Origin of the sequence: Mycobacterium angelicum (assembly GCF_002086155.1) — a bacterium.
Lineage (GTDB): Bacteria > Actinomycetota > Actinomycetes > Mycobacteriales > Mycobacteriaceae > Mycobacterium > Mycobacterium angelicum.
In genome coordinates this window covers 273,673-296,505 of sequence record NZ_MVHE01000001.1, presented here as the reverse complement: position 1 = coordinate 296,505, position 22,833 = coordinate 273,673, and the positions used below count along the sequence as shown (strand labels likewise).

Annotated in this window: 18 protein-coding genes and 1 pseudogene; 8 read left to right on the top strand and 11 right to left on the bottom strand. The window is 65.5% G+C overall.

The window, feature by feature from the left end; translation table 11 throughout:
- Positions 1-12 precede the first annotated feature (12 nt).
- The 4 genes from BST12_RS01325 (at position 13) to usfY (ending at position 2,771) form a co-directional block, all read left to right on the top strand.
- Positions 13-465 carry an Lrp/AsnC family transcriptional regulator gene (locus BST12_RS01325; protein WP_083111170.1) on the top strand — a complete coding sequence of 151 codons (453 nt, stop codon included), beginning with the start codon at positions 13-15 and terminating at the stop codon, positions 463-465.
- 52 nt (positions 466-517) lie between these two features.
- The gene (gene lat, locus BST12_RS01320) at positions 518-1,834 is read left to right on the top strand and encodes an L-lysine 6-transaminase (RefSeq protein WP_083111236.1); all 1,317 of its coding nucleotides are present in this window, start codon (positions 518-520) and stop codon (positions 1,832-1,834) included.
- Between the two features lie 101 nt (positions 1,835-1,935).
- The gene (locus BST12_RS01315; protein WP_083111169.1) at positions 1,936-2,319 is read left to right on the top strand and encodes a hypothetical protein; all 384 of its coding nucleotides are present in this window, start codon (positions 1,936-1,938) and stop codon (positions 2,317-2,319) included.
- Positions 2,320-2,459: 140 nt separating this feature from the next.
- Complete coding sequence (gene usfY, locus BST12_RS01310) at positions 2,460-2,771, top strand: protein UsfY (protein ID WP_083111168.1); 312 nt, start codon at positions 2,460-2,462, stop codon at positions 2,769-2,771.
- 89 nt (positions 2,772-2,860) lie between these two features.
- Here usfY and BST12_RS31845 read toward each other — a convergent pair whose 3' ends face one another.
- A complete protein-coding gene (locus BST12_RS31845; RefSeq protein ID WP_170062030.1) occupies positions 2,861-3,010 on the bottom strand; it encodes a hypothetical protein in 150 nt (49 codons plus the stop codon).
- Positions 3,011-3,117: 107 nt separating this feature from the next.
- Here BST12_RS31845 and BST12_RS01305 point away from each other — a divergent pair, with 107 nt between their 5' ends.
- The gene (locus BST12_RS01305) at positions 3,118-3,555 is read left to right on the top strand and encodes an anti-sigma factor (protein WP_083111235.1); all 438 of its coding nucleotides are present in this window, start codon (positions 3,118-3,120) and stop codon (positions 3,553-3,555) included.
- Positions 3,552-4,343: an RNA polymerase sigma factor SigF gene (locus BST12_RS01300; protein ID WP_083111167.1), complete on the top strand. Its 792-nt coding sequence runs from the start codon at positions 3,552-3,554 to the stop codon at positions 4,341-4,343. The genes BST12_RS01305 and BST12_RS01300 overlap by 4 nt, the downstream gene beginning before the upstream one ends.
- On the opposite strand, the gene BST12_RS01295 is transcribed toward BST12_RS01300, so the two are convergent.
- The 9 genes and pseudogenes from BST12_RS01295 to BST12_RS01255 form a co-directional block, all read right to left on the bottom strand.
- Entirely contained in the window at positions 4,323-4,703 is a 381-nt protein-coding gene (locus BST12_RS01295) for an STAS domain-containing protein (protein WP_083111166.1), read from the bottom strand. The two genes, BST12_RS01300 and BST12_RS01295, sit on opposite strands and share 21 nt — an antisense overlap.
- A 172-nt stretch (positions 4,704-4,875) precedes the next feature.
- A complete protein-coding gene (locus BST12_RS01290) occupies positions 4,876-6,672 on the bottom strand; it encodes an acetyl/propionyl/methylcrotonyl-CoA carboxylase subunit alpha (RefSeq protein ID WP_083111165.1) in 1,797 nt (598 codons plus the stop codon).
- A 126-nt stretch (positions 6,673-6,798) separates the two neighbouring features.
- Positions 6,799-7,218: a SufE family protein gene (locus BST12_RS01285; protein WP_083111164.1), complete on the bottom strand. Its 420-nt coding sequence runs from the start codon at positions 7,216-7,218 to the stop codon at positions 6,799-6,801.
- A gap of 4 nt (positions 7,219-7,222) precedes the next feature.
- Positions 7,223-8,116: a sulfurtransferase gene (locus BST12_RS01280; protein WP_083111163.1), complete on the bottom strand. Its 894-nt coding sequence runs from the start codon at positions 8,114-8,116 to the stop codon at positions 7,223-7,225.
- A 273-nt stretch (positions 8,117-8,389) separates the two neighbouring features.
- The gene (locus BST12_RS01275; RefSeq protein ID WP_139801429.1) at positions 8,390-17,122 is read right to left on the bottom strand and encodes a non-ribosomal peptide synthetase; all 8,733 of its coding nucleotides are present in this window, start codon (positions 17,120-17,122) and stop codon (positions 8,390-8,392) included.
- Positions 17,123-17,463: 341 nt separating this feature from the next.
- Positions 17,464-17,952: a pyridoxamine 5'-phosphate oxidase family protein gene (locus BST12_RS01270; RefSeq protein WP_083111161.1), complete on the bottom strand. Its 489-nt coding sequence runs from the start codon at positions 17,950-17,952 to the stop codon at positions 17,464-17,466.
- A gap of 9 nt (positions 17,953-17,961) precedes the next feature.
- Positions 17,962-18,621, bottom strand: a complete 660-nt coding sequence (locus BST12_RS01265; RefSeq protein WP_083111160.1) for a Maf family protein — start codon at positions 18,619-18,621, stop codon at positions 17,962-17,964.
- Positions 18,618-18,839, bottom strand: a pseudogene (locus BST12_RS01260) (acyl-CoA carboxylase subunit epsilon); the annotation flags it as partial. The pseudogene BST12_RS01260 and the gene BST12_RS01265, both read right to left, overlap by 4 nt.
- Positions 18,840-18,865: 26 nt before the next feature.
- A complete protein-coding gene (locus BST12_RS01255; RefSeq protein ID WP_083111158.1) occupies positions 18,866-20,506 on the bottom strand; it encodes an acyl-CoA carboxylase subunit beta in 1,641 nt (546 codons plus the stop codon).
- Positions 20,507-20,785: 279 nt separating this feature from the next.
- On the opposite strand from BST12_RS01255, the gene BST12_RS01250 reads away from it, so the two are divergent.
- Entirely contained in the window at positions 20,786-21,592 is an 807-nt protein-coding gene (locus BST12_RS01250) for a biotin--[acetyl-CoA-carboxylase] ligase (protein ID WP_083111157.1), read from the top strand.
- A 10-nt stretch (positions 21,593-21,602) separates the two neighbouring features.
- Complete coding sequence (locus BST12_RS01245; protein WP_083111156.1) at positions 21,603-22,121, top strand: PH domain-containing protein; 519 nt, start codon at positions 21,603-21,605, stop codon at positions 22,119-22,121.
- Here BST12_RS01245 and BST12_RS01240 read toward each other — a convergent pair.
- Positions 22,076-22,735 carry a GtrA family protein gene (locus tag BST12_RS01240; protein ID WP_083111155.1) on the bottom strand — a complete coding sequence of 220 codons (660 nt, stop codon included), beginning with the start codon at positions 22,733-22,735 and terminating at the stop codon, positions 22,076-22,078. The two genes, BST12_RS01245 and BST12_RS01240, sit on opposite strands and share 46 nt — an antisense overlap.
- Positions 22,736-22,833 lie beyond the last annotated feature (98 nt).

Below are 22,833 nucleotides of genomic sequence, written 5' to 3'. Positions count from 1 at the left end.
TACTCTCCGGCCATGAGTGAGACGCTCGACGATATCGACCGGATCCTGTTGCGCGAACTGGTCGCCGACGGGCGCGCGACGCTCTCGGAGTTGGCGACGAGTGCCGGACTGTCGGTTTCGGCGGTCCAGTCCCGGGTGCGCAGGCTGGAGTCGCGTGGTGTGGTGGCCGGATATTCGGCGCGGATCAACCCCGAGGCCGTGGGGCACTTCCTGTCGGCGTTCGTGGCCATCACTCCTCTGGATCCGTCTCAACCCGATGATGCTCCTGCCCGGCTGGAACGGATCGAGGAAATCGAGTCCTGCCATTCGGTGGCCGGCGAGGAGAGCTACGTCCTGCTGGTTCGGGTCGAATCCGCCCGGGCGCTGGAGGATCTGTTGCAACGGATTCGGACAACCGCCAACGTGCGGACGCGCAGCACCATTATCTTGAATACTTTTTACTATGATCGGCAGTTTGTACCATAAAGTTTTCGGTTGGTATCTCAATACACCGTAAAGATGCCGCTATCATGTGGGCATGACTGTCGCCCTCAACGCCGGACCGGCCCAGGTCCCCGATGTCCTGGCGCGCAGCATCCTGCTCGATACGTTCGATCTGGTACTCGATCTCAACCGCTCGGCCGGTTCGTATCTGGTGGACGCCCGCACCGGTCGGCGCTACCTCGACATGTTCACGTTCGTCGCGTCGTCGGCACTGGGCATGAATCACCCGGCGCTCGCCGGTGACGACCAGTTCCGCGCCGAACTCGTCGAGGCCGCGCTGAACAAGCCGAGCAACCCCGACGTGTGCTCGGTCGCGATGGCCCGCTTCGTCGAGACCTTCACCCGTGTCCTGGGCGACCCGGCGCTGCCGCATCTGTTTTTCGTCGAAGGGGGCGCGCCGGCGGTAGAGAACGCCCTCAAGGTCGCCTTCGACTGGAAGAGCCGGCACAACGAAGCACACGGGATCGACGCGGCGCTGGGCGGTCGGGTTCTGCACCTGCGCGGCGCATTTCACGGTCGTGGCGGCTACACCTTGTCGCTGACCAACACCAAACCGGCCAACGTGGCCCGCTTCCCGAAGTTCGACTGGCCCCGTATCGATGCGCCGTACCTGCGGCCGGGCGCCGACATGTGTGCGCTGGAAGCCGAGTCGCTGAACCAGGCTCGCGCGGCATTTGCCAAGTACCCCAACGACATTGCGTGCTTCATCGCCGAACCCATTCAGGGGGAGGGCGGCGACCGGCACTTCCGGCCGCAATTCTTCGCCGCGATGCGACAGTTGTGCGACGAGCACGATGCGCTGCTGATCTTCGACGAGGTGCAAACCGGCTGCGGGCTCACCGGAACTCCGTGGGCCTACCAGCAATTGGGTGCCCAGCCCGACGTCGTGGCGTTCGGCAAGAAGACGCAGGTGTGCGGCGTGATGGCGGGACGTCGGGTCGACGAGGTCGCCGAGAACGTGTTCGCGGTGAAGTCACGGCTCAACTCGACCTGGGGTGGCAATCTCACCGACATGGTGCGCGCCCGCCGCATCCTCGAGGTGATCCAAGCCGATGGCCTCTTCGAGCGCGCTGCCGAGCGCGGCCGCTATCTGCTCGGGCGGCTCGACGAGCTCGCCGACGATTTTCCGGCGCTGGTTTCGCACCCGCGCGGACGCGGCTTGATGTGTGCCTTCAGCCTGCCCACCACGGCCGTGCGCGACGAGGTGATCCGGCAGTTGTGGCACCGCGCGGTGATCGTGCTTCCCACCGGAACAGACGGTGTGCGGTTCCGTCCGGCACTCACCGTTTCGCGCGACGACATCGATGCCGCGGCGGCCGCCCTGCGGGGCGCGTTAACGGCTGTGACCTAGACGTATGCAGCGACGGATGCAGCCTGTTGCGGGTTTGTGCGGTATTGACGCAGGGTATTCGGCGGGGGTAGTTGGTAAGGGCGGGGATTAGAGGTGCTCCGATGCAGAAAGTACATGACGTAACAGGACGTGACCGTCTCGGTCAGGAGGACAGCGAGGTCCGCTCCGCCATCCGGTTTGCGGTGGTGGCCACCGTCGCGGGAATCGGCTTCGTAATCATGGCCGCATTGTGGGTCAGCACGTGTCCCGGAGTGAATGTGGACACCGCGGCCTGCGGCGCGCCCGAGCGGACGATGCTGGCGTTCGGCGGTCCGGCGATCCTGTTTGCGGCTGGGCTCTGGGCGTTTGTGCGCACCTACCGGGTTTGGCGGGACGAGGGCACCTGGTGGGGATGGCAGGGCGCCGGCTGGTTCCTGCTGACGCTGATGGTGGTCACGGTATCCATGGGCGTCCCCCCGATCGCCGGCCCGGTGCTGGGCCTGTGAGTCTGGCCAAAAGCCTGGCCTATAAGCCTGGTGGCAAATAAATCGCCCTGAGCCCTCCACAACCCGTTCTGCGAGTTCTACCGTTGGTGGTAATGCCTTGCTCGGCAGATGGCGGGCAGAAATCGCGGGAAGGAGGAACCATGGGGGACACTTATCGTGACCCCGTCGACCACTTGCGGACGACGCGGCCACTTGCCGGCGAATCGCTGATCGACGTGCTGCACTGGCCTGGGTACCTCTTAATGGTCGCCGGTGTGATTGGTGGTGTCGGGTCCCTCGCGGCCTTCGGCAGCGGACACTACAACCAGGGCATGACGGCCGGGGTGGTGGCGCTCGCGCTTGCCGTCATCGGCCTGGCGTGGCTGACGGTGGAGCACCGGCGGATTCGCAGGATCGCCGACCGCTGGTACGCCGAACACCCCGAAGTGAGCAGGCAGCGGCTGGCCAGCTAGAGGGCTCGGACATTCCGGGTTTACCCGCTGCGGCGATTGGGCATCTGGTTTAGACCATGATGAGTACGGCCAGTGTTGCGTTCACGTGGTCACCCCATTGCGGGGGACAGGATCACAAAAGCACCGACATATATCCCTACTGCGATCAGGATCAGCAGTACCAGAGTGACCACCGCGATCACCGCTATCCGCCTGAGGTTGCGCGTCCGCGCGGTGTCGGTGATGTCTGCCTCGCGCATAGCTGGTTGAATACCCGGTGGCGATCATGACCAACCGGCTCGAACCCAAGGTCCAAGGCGGACCCGAAGGCACCAATCGGGTCGGTCGAACATTGCCGGGAGGCCACATGACCGATGCGGATCAGCTCACCCACGGGCGCCAACGGGGCCCGCGCGCCGTCGAGTTGAATGTTGCTGCACGCTTGGAGAACCTCGCGATGCTGCGAACCCTGGTCGGTGCCATCGGCACCTTTGAGGACCTGGATTTCGACGCCGTGGCCGATCTCAGATTGGCGGTGGACGAGGTGTGCACCAGGCTGATCCGCTCGGCCACGCCGGACGCCGTACTCAGCCTGGTGGTTGATCCCCGGGAAGAGGAACTCGTTGTGGAAGCGTCCGCGTCGTGCGACACGCACGACGTGGTAGCCCCGGGCAGCTTCAGTTGGCATGTCCTGACGTCGCTGGCTGACGACGTGCAGACCTTCCATGACGGCCGCCAGCCAGATGCGAGCGGAAGTGTCTTCGGGATCACCCTGACAGCCCGACGGGCGGCCTCTAGCAGGTGACAGAGCGTCATGGCGGTGCTGGGTCGTCGTCGCGGCCCAACGAATACGCCGATGTTCCAGATATGTTCCGTGAGCTGGCGGACTTTGCCGAAGACTCACCGGAATTCCAGCGCCACCGGGACAAGATCGTGGAACGGTGCCTGCCGTTGGCCGATCACATCGCGCGGCGTTTCGAAGGCCGCGGCGAACCTCGCGACGACCTGATACAGGTCGCGCGCGTCGGCTTGGTCAACGCCGTCGTCCGCTTCAACGTCGAGGCGGGTTCGGATTTCGTCTCCTTCGCGGTGCCGACCATCATGGGCGAGGTCCGTCGGCACTTCCGCGACAACAGCTGGTCGGTCAAGGTGCCCCGGCGCCTCAAGGAGTTGCATCTGCGGCTGGGCAGCGCCACCGCCGACCTCTCCCAACGGCTGGGCCGGGCACCCACCGCCACCGAACTCGCCGCCGAACTCGGTATGGACCGCGAAGAGGTGGTCGAAGGCCTGGTGGCCGGAAGCTCCTATAACACGCTGTCGATCGACAGCGGGGGTGGCGGTGAGGAGGACGATGCCCGCGCCATCGCGGACACGCTCGGCGATGTCGACACCGGTTTGGACCGGATCGAGAATCGCGAGGCGCTGCGCCCGTTGCTCGAGGCGCTGCCGGAGCGCGAACGAACGGTGTTGATTCTCAGGTTCTTCGAGTCGATGACCCAAACGCAGATCGCCGAGCGCGTCGGAATCTCACAGATGCACGTATCGCGCCTGCTGGCCAAATCGCTGACCCGGCTACGTGACCAGCTGGAGTAGCCGCTCGGCTTGACTGCCTACGGTGGCCTCCATGACCGGCAGAATGCCGTCGGGGTCGCAGATCCGCAGTAGCCGCGACACTGCCTCGCTCGGGATCATCGCCCAGTGCGTGCCCAGGGCCGAACACACCACATTGATCCGGTGTAGTGCCGAAAAGCCCGCAGTACCAATGAATTCCAGGCCACGTAGGTCCAGTGTCAGCCATTCGCGGTCGGTGATGCAGCGCTGCACGTACTCGGCGAGCTCATCGGCATTGGCGGCGTCGAGCTCACCGTGCGCGCTCACCGCGGCAACCGATGAACTCCGCTGCGCGGTGAAGTCGGCCATGCGGGTCTCTTGCCGGGATTGGGTCACAAGCATTGTTGACTCCGTCAGTCGTGCTGTGAATCGCGTCTGTGCACGGCGAATCGCTCAGTCCAGGGATTTCGCCTCCCCGTGCGGTCCCATGGGACGCCATTCCGGGCGGCTGTGAACTCAACCTGGTTCGAACCCTACCCAAGGCCTACCGGGTCGACAACGTGGCAGGTGAGAGCTACTTGATTTCGGCGAGCACGGTTCCCTGCGTGATAGCCGCGCCGGCCTCGACCGCCAAACCGGTGATGGTGCCGTCCTTGTGCGCGGTGACGGGGTTCTCCATCTTCATCGCCTCGAGGACCACCACCAGGTCGCCGGCGGCGACCTCCTGTCCTTCTTCGACCGCGACCTTGACCACGGTGCCCTGCATCGGAGCGGTCACCGCGTCGCCCGACGCCGCCGCGCCGGTGTGGGCGCCGCGCTTGCGTGGCTTGGGCTTGCGCCGAACGACGCCGGACGCCTCGGCTGCCGAGCCGTTGGACAGCGCCAGATCGGCGGGCAGTGAAACCTCGACCCGGCGGCCGTCGATCTCGACGACAACCTTCTGGCGCGGCCGTGCGTCTTCCTCATCGAGAGGCTGACCGCCGGTGAACGGCTCGATGGTGTTGTCCCACTCGGTCTCGATCCAGCGGGTGTGCACGGTGAAGCCATTCTCGTCGCCGATGAACGCGGGGTCGGAGACGACAGCGCGGTGGAACGGGATGACGGTGGCCAGCCCCTCGACATGGAATTCGTCCAGCGCGCGCCGCGCTCGTGCCAGCGCCTCGGTGCGGTCGGCGCCGTAGACGATGAGCTTGGCCAGCATCGAGTCGAACTGGCCGCCGATCACCGAGCCGGCCACCACACCCGAATCCAGCCGCACGCCGGGTCCGCTGGGGGTGTCGTAGCGGGTCACCGGGCCGGGGGCGGGCAGGAAGCCGCGGCCGGCGTCCTCGCCGTTGATCCGGAATTCGATCGCGTGCCCGCGCGGGGTGGGGTCTTCGGTGATGTCGAGCTTCTCGCCGTTGGCGATCTTGAACTGCTGCAGCACCAGGTCGATGCCGGCGGTTTCCTCGGTGACCGGGTGCTCGACCTGCAGCCGGGTGTTGACCTCGAGGAACGAGATCAGGCCGTCCTGGCCGACCAGGTATTCGACGGTGCCGGCGCCGTAGTAGTGAGCTTCTTTGCAGATCCGCTTGGCGGATTCGTGGATCTCTTTGCGCTGCGCGTCGGTCAAGAACGGCGCCGGCGCCTCTTCGACGAGCTTCTGGAACCGGCGCTGCAGCGAGCAGTCCCGGGTGCCGGCCACGACGACGTTGCCGTGGGTGTCGGCGATCACCTGGGCTTCGACGTGGCGCGGCTTGTCCAGGTAGCGCTCCACGAAGCATTCGCCGCGGCCGAACGCCGCGACGGCCTCACGGGTGGCCGACTCGAACAGCTCCGGAATCTCCTCGATGGTGCGCGCCACCTTCATGCCGCGGCCGCCGCCGCCGAAGGCGGCCTTGATCGCGATCGGCACTCCGTACTCTTTGGCGAACGCCACCACCTCGTCGGCGTCCTTGACCGGGTCGGGAGTGCCGGGCACCAGCGGAGCCTGTGCGCGGGCGGCGATGTGGCGAGCGGTGACCTTGTCACCGAGGTCGCGGATCGACTGCGGGCTGGGCCCGATCCAGATCAGCCCGGCGTCGAGCACGGCCTGGGCGAAGTCGGCGTTCTCCGACAGGAAGCCGTAGCCCGGGTGGATCGCGTTGGCGCCGGACTTAGCCGCCGCGTCGAGCAGCTTGGCGAAGTCCAGGTAGGACTCGGCCGAGGTCTGACCGCCCAGGGCGAACGCCTCGTCGGCCAGCGCGACGTGCGGCGCTTCGGCGTCGGGTTCGGCGTACACCGCCACGCTGGCCAGGCCGGCGTCGCGGGCAGCACGGATCACCCGAACCGCGATCTCGCCGCGGTTGGCGACGAGAACTTTGGAGATCCTTGAGCTGGCGTGACTGGCCACTGCGCCTCCTGTAGGACTGGACGTCTTCGTCTGTCAGAGATTTGCGTCTCTAAGAGAATTTCTTACAAGTCTTGTCGGGGGAAGTTTAAGCGCCGCGCCGTCGGCCCGGTCACTCGGTTCCTCAATTCACGCCGCCTCGCGCAGCCGACGCTTGATCCGCGCCAGCATCGCCGACATTCCCCGCAGCCGAAGCGGGCTGATCAGAGCTGCCAGTCCGAGTTCGGTGTAGAAGTCCTCGGGCACCGCCAGGATCTCGGCGGCGGGCTGCTCATCCAGCCCGGCAGCCAGGATCGAGGCGAACCCACGGGTGGTCGGCGCCTCGGCGGGCGCGCTGAAATACAGCCGCACGTGGTTGGGATCGTGGGCGTCGACGTGCAGGAACAGCGGGGACTGGCACTCGGGGACCGGCTCCATGGCCGCCTCTTCGAGTTCGGCGGGCAGCGCTGGAAGTTCGTTGGCGAACTCCAGCAGCAGCTGGAGCTTGTCCTGGCCCTGGACTTCGGCGAAGTCGGACACGACCTCGGCCAGCGGAGCAGGCATGCTCATTTGGTCATCGTCCTGGTACTTCTCCTGGCTCAGGGCCGGCGACGATCGGCACCCGCACGGTGTTTCCCCACTCCGTCCAGGAGCCGTCGTAATTCCGCACGCCCGGCTTGCCCAGCAGATGGGTGAGCACGAACCAGGTGTGGCTGGACCTTTCGCCGATGCGGCAGTACACGACGGTCCGGTCGTCGGGCTCTAAGAAGCCATAGAGCTCTTCCAACTCCTCGCGGCTGCGGAACCGGCCGCTCTCGTCGGCTGCCTTTCCCCACGGGATCGAGCGGGCGGTGGGGATGTGGCCGGCGCGCAGCGCCCCTTCCTCGGGGTAGTCGGGCATGTGGGTGCGCTTGCCGGTGTATTCGTCGGGAGAACGCACGTCGATCAGTGGCTGGCTGCCCAGGATGTCCAGGACGTCGTCCTTGTAGGCGCGGATCGGGGCGTCGTTGCGCGCGACGATGGGATAGCCGGTCGACGTCTTGGTCGGCACTTCCAGGGTGGTGTCCCGGCGTTCGGCGAGCCAGAGGTCGCGCCCGCCGTTGAGCAGCCGCACGTCGGGGTGACCGAACAGGGTGAACACCCACAGCGCGTAGGCGGCCCACCAGTTGCTCTTGTCGCCGTAGATCACCACGGTGTCGTCACGGGCGATGCCCTTGCGGTCCATCAGTTCGGCGAACTGTTCGCCGGTGATGTAGTCGCGCACCCGCGGGTCGTTGAGGTCGGTGTGCCAGTCGATTCTGACCGCACCGGGAATGTGCCCGACGTCGTAAAGCAGGACGTCTTCGTCGGATTCGACGATCGCCAGCCCGGGCGCGCCCAGGTTGGCCGACAGCCAGTCGGCGGTTACCAGTCGTTCGGGATGGGCGTAGGCCGACAGGGTTGGGCTTGGGTCTGCGGGAAGCGGCACGTCACAAAGCCTACCCACCGGGGCCGACGCCGGCTTCGTCCCCCGATCGGGGGACCGGGGGTCCTCTCGCCAGGGGCTGTTAGGGGGATAGATCAGGCTGCCGCGCAACGGAATAGTTGCATTTATTCCGCACCACCGCAGCGGCTGGGAGGGGGGTGAATCATGTCGCACGAACTGCTGTTCGCCGAGGAAGAACTCTGCATTGCGCAGGTCTCGTTGTCAGTCGCCAACATCGACGCCTGACTTCGAAAGAGCGGCCCGGCGAGGCTTGCACTACCCGCTGAAGTGGGATCCCCGCCGGGCCGTTTCTGTAGCTAACAGCGTTTCTAGCCTGGTCATCCAGGTTTCGATGGTGGTGGCGTCGTAGACGTCGGTGCGATATTCCACGACGCCGGTGATGCCGTCCGGCACGCCCGTGGCGCCGAAATTTTCGTTGAGAGACAGCACCAGATCCATCCGTCCGACATGGGTGTGTAGCGGTGCTTCAGTTACATCCAAATCTTCCAACGCCCATTTGACGGTCTCGGTGTTATGCCAGACCAGCATCACCTGCCGCAGCGGAGTGTGGCTGCGCGATTGCGTGGGGTTGAGCCGGTCGAGGAGCACTCCGAACGGGACGTCTTGGTGATCGAACGCCGCCAGAGTCCGGGTCCGCACCTGAGCCAGCAGTTGCGAAAATGTAGCTCCATCACCTAGGTCCGTGCGCAGGACCATGCTGTTGGAGAAGTTACCCACTAAATCGTCCAATAGCGGGTGGCCCCGCCCGGCGACGTTGATTCCGATCGGAATGTCGCTGCTACCACTGACTTCCGACAAGACGGTGGCTAGGGCCGCATGGACAACCATGAATCCGGTTGCCCGATGCCCGCGTGCCGTCCGCGCGATCTGGGCGTGCAGCTCCGCGGACCAGTGCACGGCGACGGTGTCGCCGCGGTAGTCGGCGACAGCCGGGTAGGGCCGATCGGTGGGCAGCCGCAGCCGGTCGGGGAGACCGGCGAGCGTCCTTTCCCAATACCGCAGTTGCGTCCCGACCCTGCTCTGGGGATCGTCTGGATCACCCAAGTACTCGCGTTGCCATACCGCGTAGTCGGCGTACTGGACCGGCAGCGCGGCCCAGCTCGGCGCACCTCCGGCGCGTCGGCTGCGGTAGGCGGTGTTCAGATCGAAGGCCAGCGGCGCGAGCGACCAGCCGTCGGCCGCGATGTGGTGCATAGTGATGGCCAATATGTGTTCCTCGTCGTTCACACGAAACAGCTTGGTGCGCAACGGGATCTGGGTAGACAAGTCGAAGGTTACGCTGGCGGCCGCGGTGAGCGATTCGTGCAGTCGCTCGGCGGACCAGCCTGTGGCGTCAACGATCTGCCAGCCGATGTCCGCACCCGCAGCTCTCAGGACGACTTGTCGTAGGTCGCCGTCGGCGTCGGCGAATACGGTGCGTAGCGGCTCATGCCGGTTCAGCACGTCCGTCAGGGCATGGGCCAGGGCTTCGACATCCAGCTTGCCGCCCAACCGCAGGGCCAATGGCATATGGAACACCGGCATCTCCGGGGCCAGATGGTGCATGTCCCACATTCGTCGCTGTGCGTAAGAGGCAGGTATCTGCGCAGGGCGGGGGCGGGTGACGAGTTCGGTTGCTGCGTAAGTGGGTTGGGTCGTGATCCATTCGGCCAGTGCGGCTGGGGTGGGGGATTCGAAGATGACCCGGATGGGGACTTCGGCATTGAGTTCGGTGCGGATGCGCACGACGAGCCGGGTCGCCGACAGCGAGTGGCCACCGAGGTCGAAGAAGTTGTCATTGATGCCGATTCGCGCGGTGCCGAGTATCTCGCTGAAGAGCTCGGTCAGGGTGTGTTCATCGCGGGTGCGTGGGGCTTGATACGCGGTCGTACTGAAGTATTCAGGGGTTGGAAGGGCGTGCCGGTCGAGTTTGCCATTGACAGTCAATGGCACGGAATCGATGAGCATGATCTTGGCCGGAACCATGTAGTCAGGCAGTCGGGTCATGCTGTATTCGCGCAATTGATTGGCCAGGTCGGCGGTGCCGGGGTCGTTGACATAGTCGGTCAGCGGTCCGGCTGGGTCGGCCGGCAGGTAGACGTCGGTGAGCACGGAAGCCTCGGCGCGCATGTAGATGACATCGATGAGACCAGGGGTAGGTGAGTAGGTGACCGCGGTGGCGTATCCGAGTTGCCGGCCGAGTCGGCGGCAGCTGGCGGGCGAAACGGCGTTGGGAGGCGGTTGGGTGTTCAGCCGGCCCAGCGGGGTGTGGTCTGCGGCGCGCTGCAGTGCGTCGGCGATGGCCAGCTCGGCAACAATGCCGGCGTGCGGAATTGCGGTGACGCGTAACTCGTCGGGGCGCTGGGTGTCCAAATAGTCGCGCAGCGCGTCGAGATTGCCCCACTGCTGCCACGGCTGAGTGGGTACCTGCGCAACGGAGCGCGCCGCCGCTGGGGTTCTGCGCAGGACCACGTCGTATCGGTAGTTGCTGAGTTCGTTGACCGATTCCATCTCTTTGAGCTGGATATCGACGGGCCCGATGTCGGGGAGGTGACCGGTGAGTGTGGTGAAGAATTCGGGTGCCAACAGCAGTTCGTGTTCGGTGAGCAGGTCGCGACGCACTTGTTCGCGGATCGCCGCGGCGGGGTCGGCGTCGGTGGCGTTAGCGCACGCGACGGCGGTGGTGAACGCGGATAGCAGGGTCAGGTTGCGGATGTCGCCAATGAACAGCGCCCCGCCGGGAGCCAGCAGTTGCAACGCCGCGCGCAGAACGTCGAGCAGGTAGGCCGCGCTGGGGAAGTATTGGACGACGGAGTTTAGGACGACGACATCGAAGTGCCCGGTAGGGAGTCCGTCGGTGACGTCTGCGGCTTGGGCTTGCAGGCGGACCCGGTCGGCCCAGGGTTGGGCGGCCACGGCATGGCGAAGCGCGTCGATGGTGGGGGTCGAGAAGTCGGTGGCCCAGTACTGGTCGTAATGCGGGGCCAGTTGGCTCAGCAGCAGTCCGGATCCGACACCGACTTCCAGGAGGCGCCGGCCACCCAGGGATCTGATGCGCTGCACGGCGGCGTCGCGCCATTGCCGCATCTGGTCCAGCGGGATGGCCTTGCCGGTGCAACTGCTGTTCCAGCCGCTGAAGTCGTCGACTCCAGTGGGGCCGGCGTGCAATTGGCCGGAGTACAGCCGGTCATACACGCCCTGCCATTGTCGGACCAGACCCGATTCCTGTTCGGGTGTGCGGGTAAGCGTGGCTTGCCGGTCGCGCACCACGTAGGCCACCAACTGCGGGTCGGCCGCGCTGGTGTGGACAACCACCACCGCCTGGGTGACCTGTGGATGTCTGCGCAGGACCGCCTCGATCTCGGCGGGCTCGATCCGGTAGCCACGGATCTTGACTTGTTCGTCGGCGCGGCCGACGAACTGTAACTGTCCCGCGGTGGTCCAGCGCACCACATCCCCAGTGCGGTACATACGTTTTCCGGATAGTCCCGCCGCGCCGAACGGGCAGGCCACAAACCGCGCAGCGGTCAATCCGGCCCGGCCCAGATAGCCATAGCCCACCCCGGTGCCGGCCACGTACAGTTCGCCGGGCACCCCTACCGGCACCACCCGCAGCCCGGCATCCAACACGAACAACGCAGCGCCCGGCACAGGCGATCCGATCGGCGCCGCACCCGGGCCCGGCCGCAATGGCGTACTCGCCACATACATCGTCGTCTCCGACGGGCCGTATTGATTGATCATCACCCGGCCGCCCGCCCAGCGATCCATTACCTTGGCCGGACATGCCTCACCGCCAACGACAAGAGTCACCGAATCCAAACCCTGCGGGTCCAAAACCGCAGCGGCTGAGGGGGTTTGAATCATCACGTCGACGCGTTCAGCTATCAGCAAGCGGTGTAATTCAGCCGGCGCGCGGGTGATCTGCTCGGGCACCACGACCAGCCGCGCGCCGTGCAGCAGCGCGCCCCAGACCTCCCATACCGAAATATCGAAGCCATATGAGTGGCACTGGGTAGCCGTCTGTCCGCTCGATGGAGTGAATAACCCCGGAGCGGTGAGCAACTGGGTGATGTTGTGGTGGCTGATGGCCACGCCTTTGGGCGTCCCAGTCGTGCCTGAGGTGTAGATCAGGTAGGCGATGTCCTCGGCGCGCGGCGGCCGACCGTTTGGTGCCGCGCCGTCGCTCTCGGTACCCCGGGCCGAGATGTCGACAACCGGCACGTGGTAAGCAGCCAGCCGGGGAGCGAGTCCGGCGGTCGTCAGCGCGAGCACCGGGGCAGCATCGGCCACCATGAACGCAATGCGCGCATCGGGAAGTGCCGGGTCGATCGGCAGATACGCCGCACCCGTTTTAAGCACCGCCAGGATTGCGATCACCGCGTCGGCGCAGCGCCCGAACAAGAGCGCAACCACCTCGCCGCGGCCAATCCCGCGTCCGGCTAGCGTGTGCGCAAGCCGGTCGGTGGCGATCTCAAGCTCGCGATAGCTCAACGTGACGCCGTCACACGTCAACGCCGGCGCGTCCGGGGTGCGGGCCACCTGCGCGGTAAATAGCTCTGGGACAGTCGTTTTCGGTACCGCGATGAGATCGGTATTCGACCGAGTCAGCATCTGTTCGCGCTCGGCCTCGTTGAGTACGTCGATGAGATCGATCTGTCGGTGCGGGTTGTCGGTGATGTCGCGCAGCACCCGCAGGAAGTAATCGGCGAATCTCTTGACAGTGGCGCGGTCGAACAGGTCAGTGGCGTATTCGATGGTGCCCGGCAGTGGTTGTGGGTGTCTCGAGCCAGTAGGCGGATCCATCAGGTTGATGAACAGGTCGAACTTAGCGGTGCCGGTGGGGGCGGGCAGAAACTCGATATCCAGGCCGGGCAGCTCGACTTCGGGTAGCGGGTTGTTCTGCAGCGCGAAGGCCACTTGGAACAACGGGTGATAGGCCGTCGACCGTCGCGGGTTGATCAGCTCGACGAGTCGTTCGAAAGGTGCGTCCTGGTTTTCGTAGGCGGCCAACGCTTTTTCCCGCACGTGCTCGAGTAGCTCGGTGAAACCCCGATTGCCCGAGACGTTGAAGCGCAACACCCAGGAGTTGACGAAAAACCCGATCAGGTCGGCCAGTGCCTGATCGGTACGTCCGGCGATCGGGCCACCGATCGTCACGTCGTCCCCGGCGCCGAGTTTGCGTAGTAGCACCGCGAGCGCCGCCTGCAGCACCATTGACATGGTGGCCCCGCGGTCGTGGGCCAGCTGCTGAATCTGTTCCCGCAGCCTCGAATCGATTCTGAAGCTCACCACCCCGCCGCGGAATGACTGCCGGGCCGGACGCGGGCGGTCGCTGGCCAGCATGATTTGCTCGGGCGCTCCGGCTAGCTCGCCGCGCCAGTACGCGACCTGTGCCGACATCACGCTGTCCGGATCGTCATCGCCGCCCAAGATTTCGTGTTGCCACAGGGTGTAGTCGGCGTACTGGATGGCAAGCGGTGACCAATCCGGTGGCCGGTGCGCGCACCGCGCGGTGTAAGCGACCGACAAATCCCGCGCCAAGGGCACGAACGATGCCCCGTCCGCGGCAATGTGATGCACCACCAGGACCAACACGTGCTCGGTGTCGCAGATCTGCAACAAGTCAGCCCGGATCGGAATCTCGGTGTTCAGGTTGAAGTGGTATTGAGCCGCGCTGGCGACTGCGGCGGCCGCTTCCGATCCGTCCGAAACCTTCTGCACCGCCACGGGCACCCGCACGGCTTCAGCGGACAGAATCTGTTGCCAGGCAACGCCTTCTGCTTCAGCGAAGACAGTGCGCAGGCTTTCATGGCGAGCCACGACATCGCCGATGGCTGCCACCAGCGCCGCTGAATTCAGGCGCCCGATCAAGCGCGCCGCCAGCGCGACGTTGTAGGTCGCCGAGGGACCTTCGTATTTATAGATGAACCACAACCGTGATTGCGCGTACGACAGCGGAATCCGTGGTGGTCTGGGTCTCGGCGTGAGTGGGATTTGTGCCGGCTGGGCGGGCTGGGCGGTGATCCAGTCGGCCAAGGCCGCGGGAGTAGGGGTTTCGAAGATGACCCGGATGGGGACTTCAGCGTCGAGTTCGGTGCGAATGCGCATGATGAGCCGGGTTGCTGACAGGGAGTGGCCGCCGAGGTCGAAAAAGCTGTCGTTGATGCCGATCCGGGCGATGCCGAGGATTTCACTGAATAGCTGGGCCAGCTTGTGTTCGCACGGGTTGCGCGGGGCTTGGTAGGCGCTGCTGCTGAGGTATTGAGGGACGGGCAAGGCGCGCCGGTCGAGTTTGCCATTGACTGTCAGGGGTAGCGACTCGATTAGCATGATCGCCCGGGGCAGCATGTATTCGGGCAGCCTGGTGGCGGCGTGCTGGCGTAGCTGGGTGGTCAGTTCGGCGGTTACCGGATGGTTTATGTAGTCGGTGAGGACGCCCAGCGGGCCGGCGGGCAGGTAGACGTCGGTGAGGGCGCCGGCGCCGTCGCGCGTGTAGACGACGTCGATATGGCCGGGGGTGGCTGAGTAGGTGACGGCGGTGGTGTAGCCGAGTTCCCGGCCGAGGTGGTGGCACTGGTGGGGCGAGACCGCATCGGCGGGTACCGGTGGGCGCAGCTGGTTGGCCGGAGTGTCGCCGGGGGCGTGCTGCACCGCTTGAGCAGCGGCCACATCGCTCCAGATGCCGGCGTGCGGTATGCCCGTAATACGCAGCGCGCCCGGTTGGTTGGTACGTATGTGTCGGCCGACAGCGGCCAGGTCGTTCCATTGCCGCCAGGGGTACTCGGGCACCAGCGCGACGGAGTTCGTGGCGATCGGGGCTTTTCGCAGCACGACGTCGTAGCGGTAGTTGCTGAGTTCGTTGCTTGACTCCATATCCTTGAGCTGGATGTCGACCGCGGCGATGTCGGCGATGCGGCCGGGCAGCGCGGTGAAAAATTCGGGTGCCGCCAATAGTTCGGGTTGACTGAGGATGTCGCGGCGAACGCGCTCCCGCAGCGTGGCCGTGGGCGCGTCCTGGCTGTCGGTGCAGGCGATGGCCGTGGTCATGGCGGACAGCAAGGCCAGGTTGCGAACGTCTCCGATGAACAGTGCCCCGGCGGGGGCCAACAGTTTCATTGCCGTGGTCAACACGTCGAGCAGGTAAGCCCCGCTCGGGAAGTATTGGATGACCGAGTTGAGCACCACGACATCGAAATGTTGACGGGGGAGGCCGTCGGTGCTGTCGGCGGGTTGGGTCAGCAGACGGACGCGTGGGCCCCAAGGTTGGGTGGCCACCGCGTGCCGCAGTTTCTTTATGGTCGGCGCGGAAAAATCGGTGGCCCAATACTCGGCGCAGTGCGGGGCGACATGAGCGAGTAGCAGTCCCGAGCCCACGCCGATTTCCAGGAGGCGTTGGCCGGACAGCGCCATAATGCGTTGCACGGCGGTTTGGCGCCATTGGCGCATCTGGCCGAGCGGGATTGGCTCGCCGGTGTGGCTGCTGTTCCAACCGCCGAAGTCCTCACCGAATTCGGTTGGGGCACTGGACTGTAACGCTCCCGAGTACAGCTGGTCGTAGATGCCTTGCCATTGTTGGACTCGGTGGGCTTCGTCGTCGGTGTGGCGGGTGCGGTCTGGCTGGTGATCGGGAACCACGTAGGCGACCAATTGCGTGTCGGCGGCGCGGGTGTGGGCGACTACGACTGCTTGCGCAACTTCGGGATGGGTGGTGAGGACGGCTTCGATTTCCGCGGGTTCGATTCGGTAGCCGCGGATCTTGACCTGTTCGTCGGCGCGCCCGACGAACTGCAGCTGCCCGTCGGCGTCCCAGCGCACCACGTCTCCGGTGCGATACATGCGCCTGCCCGGCGCTCCGAACGGGCACGCGACGAAACCCGCTGCGGTCAGTCCCGCGCGGCGCAGGTATCCATAGCCGACGCCGGCGCCGGCCACATACAGTTCCCCGGCCACGCCGGTGGGCACCGGGCGCAATTCCGCGTCCAACACGAATAGCGCCGCGCCCGGTACCGGGGACCCGATGGGCGGTGTTCCCGAACCCGGCCGCAGCGGCGCGCTGGCCGCCACGCATAGCATCGTCTCCGACGGACCGTAGGCGTTGATCATCACCCGACCGGGGGCCCACCGGTCGACCACTTCGGCCGGACACGCTTCACCGCCGACGACCAGTGTCACCGACGCTAAACCCTCTGTTGCTAGAAGTGCTGCGGCAGAAGGTGTTTGACTCACCACATCGACTTGCTCGGCGACCAGTAGGCGGTGCAGATCGGTCGCAGAGCGGGTGATGTGCTCGGGCACCACCAGCAGCCGGCCACCGTGCAGCAGCGCGCCCCAGATTTCCCAGACGGAGAAATCAAAACCATACGAATGGCACTGGCTCCAGGTTTGGCCTGCGGTACGGGTGAACAGCGCCGGCGCTGCCATCAGCTGGGTGACGTTGTGGTGGCTGATGGCGACGCCTTTGGGTGTCCCGGTCGTGCCCGAGGTGTAGATGAAGTACGCGATGTCATCGGCGCGCGGCGGCGTCAGAGCGTGACTGCCGTCGGCAATGGTGGCCGCGTCGGCAACGTCAATCACCGCGACGGCGTGGCCGGCGAGCCGGCCGCCCAACCCGCCGATGGTCAGAGCTGCTGCTGGGGCAGCATCGTCGAGCATGAACCCGATGCGGGCATCCGGCAGAGCCGGGTCGATTGGCAGGTAGGCTGCCCCGGCTTTAAGGATGGCCACGATCGCGATCACCGCATCGGCGCAGCGCTTGGACAACAGCGCCACGACGTCGCCGCGACCGATCCCGCGGTCGGCCAGCGCGTGCGCATGCCGATCGGCCGCCGCATCAAGCTCGCGGTAGCTCAGCGTGATGCCGTCACACGTCAGCGCCGCCGCGTCCGGAGTGCGAGCTACCTGGGCGGCGAACAACTCCGGTAACGGCGGCGGGGCTGGTTCGCGCTCTCCGGGTGCTGTCTCTAGCCGAGGACGGGTCATCGACATTGCCGGTTCCGCCGTCGACACACCATCAACAGTCGATTTTCCTCATTGGTTGCGAGTTGTTCACGCGCCAAAGATATTCCGTGGCGGGCACTCGAGTAATGCTGCACGCCAAAGTTGCAATGTGCAATGGCTACGATCGGTGCTGGCGGCTCGTCCCCCGATTGGGGGATGCGAACTCGGCGCGATATCGGCTGTTCGGCGGATAGTTTCGCAGCGCGTGTCGCGGCATAGTCGCCATTGATGACACACCCGCTCTCGGCTGAAGCCGGGGGTCTATCGATGTCGCACGAAATGCTGTACAGCGAGCAAGAATTCAGCGTAGCTCGAAGTCTCCGGCCTGCCGATCGGAGTCGGTATCCGGGTCAGTGCTTGCGGATTACTCTTTCCGGATTGCCCGGTTTCCACACGGTGATGTCGAGATGGTCGCCGCGGAGTTCGACCGCCGATGCCCCGGTGAGCTCGGTGCCGAAGAGGGCGAATTCTTGTTCGCGCAAATCGAATCCGGTCTCCTCGAACAAGTTGTCGGCGAATCTTTGACGCAGCGCGACGTCGGTAACGCTGTGCGCGAGTCCCCACAGCTTGGCGTCGCCGTCGGTCACCTTTGGGTCCGCGGTCGCGGTGTGCAGACAAAAGCGCGGGTCGCGCTCGAGGTCGCCGAACTTGGTGGTGGACGGCATCCCGGGTAGCCACAACCGCTCCTCGAAGACCAGCGGCTCCATCGGGCTGATCCGCGGAAATCCGTCACTGCGCAGGGTGGCCAGCAGGCACAGGTTTCCGGTGGCGCGATGACGGCGCGCGAAAAGTGTGGCGATGTTGGGGGCTTCAGCGATGAACTCGGTCCAGGCGGCCATGGCCTCAGATTAAGTCGGTTGTCCGACGGGGTTGGCCGCCCACAGCGCGGCCAGCGACAGTCCCATCCGCTGCAGCAACGACCGGACCAGCGGCAGGCTCAGTCCGATCACATTGGACGGGTCGCCATCGATCTTGTCGATGAACCAGCCGCCCAAGCCGTCGAGGGTGAATCCGCCCGCGACGTGCAGCGGTTCGCCGTGGGCCAGGTATGCCTCCAGGTCGGCGGCCGATGGTGTGCCGAAATGCACTGTGGTGATTGCTGTTTGGACTTCGCGATTGACGATTCGGTTGTCCAGCAACCGGATAACGCAATGCCCGGTGTAGAGCTGACCGGCGCGGCCGGCCATCGCCCGCCATTGTTCGCGCGCCCCGTCGATCGTCTCGGGCTTACCGCATAGCCGGCCGTCGAGGTACAGCATCGAATCACAGCCGATGACAACGCAATCCGCGGCGACCAGACTGTCCGGGGCGGACAGTGTGGCCGTCACCTGAGCGGCCTTGGCCTGAGCCAGCACGCTCACCACTGCGTCGGGCCCCGCATCCGCGCCCGCACCGGCGCTGACGACGTCCTCGTCGACGCCGGAAACCACAACCAGCGGGTCGATGCCGGCCTGGCGAAGCGCTTTGAGCCGACCGGGGGAGGCGGATCCCAGCACCAGCCGGGTCATCGGCGCATGTGGGTCATTTCCTGCAGGGTGATGCGCTGCCAGCTGAAGACGGGGTAGCGCAATTTGTCGACCGGCAGTCCCCAGCGGGCGGGCTCGGGCGGAGGCGGCGGTGGCGGGCCGCCGACGCTGCCCAGCACCGCGACCAGCGCGGCCACCTCCTGGTCGGTGGGCCGGCCTTTGAGGATTTGGATGTGCGGCTCGTGCGAGTGCTGCGGCTCGTGCGGGTGCTGCGGCTCGCTCTCACTCATAAGGGGATGTTCCCATGCTTCTTCGGCGGCACCTGAGCGATCTTGCGTTCCAGCAAGCGCAGCGCGGTGCCGATGTAGCCCCGCGTGTAGGACGGCGGGATCACCGCGTCGACATACCCACGTTCGGCGGCGATATACGGGTTGACCAGAGTGTCCTCGTACTCCTGCTGAAGCTGTAAGCGAAGCGCGTCCACGTCTTCCCCGGCTTCGGCGGCTTCCTTCAGCTGCTGGCGGTATACGAAGCCGACCGCGCCGGAGGCGCCCATCACCGCGATCTGGGCGGTCGGCCAGGCCAGGTTGACGTCGCAGCCCATGTCCTTGGAGCCCATGACGCAGTACGCGCCGCCGTAGGCCTTGCGGGTGATCACGGTGATCTTGGGGACGGTGGCTTCGCCGTAGGCGTAGAGCAGCTTGGCCCCGCGCCGAATGATGCCGTTGTATTCCTGGCCGGTGCCGGGCAGGAACCCCGGAACGTCCACCAGCATGACGATCGGGATGTTGAAGCAGTCGCAGGTCCGCACGAACCGGGCCGCCTTCTCCGAGGCGTCGATGTCCAGGCAGCCGGCGAAGTGCGTCGGCTGGTTTGCCACGATGCCCACCGGCCGGCCCTCGATGCGGCCGAACCCGACCACCACGTTCTGCGCGTAACCCGCTTGGATTTCCAGGAATTCGTCCTCGTCGAGGATGCGGGTGATCACCTCGTGCATGTCGTAGGGCTGGTTCGGCGAGTCCGGGATCAGGGTGTCCAGCTCGAGGTCTTCGTCGGTGAGGTTCTCCTCGATGGGCCCGACGGGTTCGGTGGCCTGGTATCGCGGTGGATCGGTGGCGTTGTTCGGCGGCAGATAGCTCAGTAGGTCGCGCACGTAGTCGAAGGCGTCCTGCTCGCCGGAAGCGACGTAGTGCGCTGTCCCCGACTTGGCCATGTGGGTGTGGGCGCCGCCCAGTTCCTCCATGGTGACGTCCTCGCCGGTGACGGTCTTGATGACGTCGGGTCCGGTGATGAACATCTGGCTGGTCTGGTCGACCATGACCACGAAGTCGGTCAGCGCGGGGGAGTAGACGTGCCCACCGGCGGCGGCCCCCATGATCAGCGAGATCTGCGGGATGACGCCGGAGGCCAGGATGTTGTTGCGGAAGATCCGGCTGTAGAGGCCCAGCGAGACGACACCCTCCTGGATGCGCGCACCGGCGCCGTCGTTGATGCCGATCAGCGGGCGGCCGGTCTTGACGGCCAGGTCCTGGACCTTGACGATCTTCTCGCCGTACACCTCGCCGAGGCTGCCGCCGAACACCGTGGCGTCCTGGCTGAAGATGCAGACGTCGCGGCCGTCGATGGTGCCGTAGCCGGTGACCACGCCATCGCCGACCGGCCGGTTGTTCTCCAGCCCGAAGTTGGTGCTGCGGTGCTTGGCCAGCGCGTCCAGCTCGACGAACGAGTCCTCGTCCAGCAGCGCGTAGATGCGCTCGCGGGCGGTCAGCTTGCCCTTGGCGTGGACCTTGTCGACGGCCGCCTCACCGACTGGATGCAGCGATTCTTCCCGGCGCTTGTGCAGCTCGGCCAGCTTGCCCGCGGTGGTGTGGATATCGATGGTGTGCTCTGCGGCGGGCTCTGCCGTGTGGTCGGTAACGCTCGTCATATGCGCTGCTCCTCTCCCCCGCAATCGGGAGGTGCCCCCACATCGCTCTTTTGCTCTGCATCGTCGTCAGCGCGTGTCATGGGAGTCGATGTTATCGGCAGGCCCTACAGCTGTCCTTAACCAGCCCTTAAGTGTCCGCGCGGATGGACGCCAGTTCGCCGTCATCGATGAAGTGGTTGCCGGCGTGCGCAATCGCCACATGCCGACCCGACATCTCGTTAAGGCTCAAGGGCGAGCGTAAGGGGTACTGCTCGGCGAGGGTCGCTCTAAGCTGACCCGGTGACCGACCGCGATCAGCTCAGGCTGCCGCTCGATGAGGCCGCATTGCGCGCCGCCGCGATCGACGGCGGGTACTGGCGGCAGCTCGATGTCGTCGAGGAGACCGGCTCCACCAACGCCGACCTACTGGCACGCGCCGCCGCCGGCGGCGACATCGACGGGGCGGTGCTCATCGCCGAGCACCAGACGGCCGGGCGCGGCCGGCATGGCCGGGGCTGGGCGGCCTCACCGCGGGCGCAGATCACCATGTCGATCGGGGTGCGGGTGGATGACGTCCCGGTCGCCAGCTGGGGCTGGCTGTCGCTGGCCGCGGGCCTGGCGGTAGTCGACTCGGTGGCCATGCTCAGCACGGTTGAGGCGGGCTTGAAGTGGCCCAACGATGTGCTGGCCGGGGGCGGCAAGCTGGCGGGCATCCTGGCCGAGGTGGGGCAGCCGTTTGCGGTCGTCGGGCTGGGGCTCAACGTCACGCAGACGTCCGAGGAGGCCGGCGCACCCGGTGCTACATCGCTGCTCGACGAAGGCGTGCCGGCTCCCGACCGCGACCTGCTGATCCGCCGCTTGCTGCGCGAGCTGGCAGAGCGCATCACCCAGTGGCGCCGGGCCGACCCGCAGCTGGCCACCGACTACCGGGTCCGCAGCCTGACCCTGGGCTCGCGGGTGCGCGCCGAGTTACCCGGCGGCCAGGTGGTGATCGGGATCGCGCGGGACATCGACGAGCAGGGCCGCCTGTGTCTGGACACCGGGGAAGGCAGCAGCGTCAAAAGCGTCGTGATTTCCGCCGGTGACGTGGTGCATCTGCGGAGCTAAGGTCGCCAGCATGAGCTATCCCGACAATGCCCTGGCCGCCGGCGAGCAGGTCGTTATTCATCGCCATCCGCATTGGAAGCGTCTGATCCTGCCCGTTTTGGTGCTGATCCTGGTGACCGGGCTGGCCGCATTGGGGTCTGGGTTCGTCGACTCCACGCATTGGCAGCAGCTGGCCAAGAACATCATCTACGGGGTCATTTGGGGAATCTGGTTGGTGATCATCGGCTGGCTGACCCTGTGGCCGTTTCTGACTTGGCTGACCACCCACTTCGTCGTCACCAACCGGCGGGTGATGTATCGCCACGGCGTGCTGACCCGCAGCGGCATCGACATTCCGCTGGCGCGGATCAACAGCGTGGAGTTCCGGGACAAGATCTTCGAACGGATATTTCGCACCGGGACGCTGATTATCGAGTCGGCGTCACAGGATCCGCTGGAGTTCTACAACATTCCGCGCCTGCGTGAAGTGCACGCGCTGCTGTATCACGAAGTTTTCGACACGCTGGGCTCTGAAGAGTCGCCCAGCTGATTCCGGCCGGCCGCCCGATTGCGCCATGCCTGCAGCAATGTGACATTGCCGCCTTCCAGCTCGTCCTCGAAGACCTCGGCGATGCCGCCGGCCGTCAGCGCCGATTCCAGCGCCTTGTCGGGGTTGCGCGCGAACTGGTCGGGGAACACCCAACGCCGGAAAGCCCAGAAGCGGAACGCCATCTGCAGCAGGTTGCCGATGATGTACGCCGAAAGGAAGTCGGCGAGGTTCTCCACGGTCAGCGACACATTCGGCACCCGCAGCTGCAGGATGTAGCTGGAGAACCACAGCGGGGCCATGCTCAGCAGCACTCCCACGCCGCTGAACGCGAAGAACAGCAGCGCCTCGTGGTGGCGTTCGCGGCCGCCGCGGTCGCGGAAGCTCCACTCCCGGTTCAGCACGTAGGACGCGATGACTGCGACGATTCCCGCGATCACTTTCGCGGTCACCGGTTTGGGTTCGAGAATGGTGAGCTTCAGCGTGTAGAAAATCGCGGAGTCGATGATGAATGTGGTGCCGCCGACGATGGCAAATTTGATCAGTTCATGATGCCGCTCGGCAAAGGGCTGAACGACCCCGGGAAGACGCGCAATTGTGGCATCGGCAAAGGACACAACACGTCAGTGTACGTATCTCGGCGAAATGGACGCAAAATCGTACATAACGATTCAGTGCAATAGCCGGTAAACACGCCGGTCAGGCGCCATGACAA

What these genes read in the sequence shown, in the direction of transcription:
- BST12_RS01325 (WP_083111170.1), top strand. Translation starts at nt 13, where the DNA reads ATGAGTGAGACGCTCGACGATATCGACCGGATCCTGTTGCGCGAACTG.
- lat (WP_083111236.1), top strand. Translation starts at nt 518, where the DNA reads ATGACTGTCGCCCTCAACGCCGGACCGGCCCAGGTCCCCGATGTCCTG.
- BST12_RS01315 (WP_083111169.1), top strand. Translation starts at nt 1,936, where the DNA reads ATGCAGAAAGTACATGACGTAACAGGACGTGACCGTCTCGGTCAGGAG.
- usfY (WP_083111168.1), top strand. Translation starts at nt 2,460, where the DNA reads ATGGGGGACACTTATCGTGACCCCGTCGACCACTTGCGGACGACGCGG.
- BST12_RS31845 (WP_170062030.1), bottom strand. Translation starts at nt 3,010, where the DNA reads ATGCGCGAGGCAGACATCACCGACACCGCGCGGACGCGCAACCTCAGG.
- BST12_RS01305 (WP_083111235.1), top strand. Translation starts at nt 3,118, where the DNA reads ATGACCGATGCGGATCAGCTCACCCACGGGCGCCAACGGGGCCCGCGC.
- BST12_RS01295 (WP_083111166.1), bottom strand. Translation starts at nt 4,703, where the DNA reads ATGCTTGTGACCCAATCCCGGCAAGAGACCCGCATGGCCGACTTCACC.
- BST12_RS01285 (WP_083111164.1), bottom strand. Translation starts at nt 7,218, where the DNA reads ATGAGCATGCCTGCTCCGCTGGCCGAGGTCGTGTCCGACTTCGCCGAA.
- BST12_RS01270 (WP_083111161.1), bottom strand. Translation starts at nt 17,952, where the DNA reads ATGGCCGCCTGGACCGAGTTCATCGCTGAAGCCCCCAACATCGCCACA.
- BST12_RS01265 (WP_083111160.1), bottom strand. Translation starts at nt 18,621, where the DNA reads ATGACCCGGCTGGTGCTGGGATCCGCCTCCCCCGGTCGGCTCAAAGCG.
- BST12_RS01255 (WP_083111158.1), bottom strand. Translation starts at nt 20,506, where the DNA reads ATGACGAGCGTTACCGACCACACGGCAGAGCCCGCCGCAGAGCACACC.
- BST12_RS01245 (WP_083111156.1), top strand. Translation starts at nt 21,603, where the DNA reads ATGAGCTATCCCGACAATGCCCTGGCCGCCGGCGAGCAGGTCGTTATT.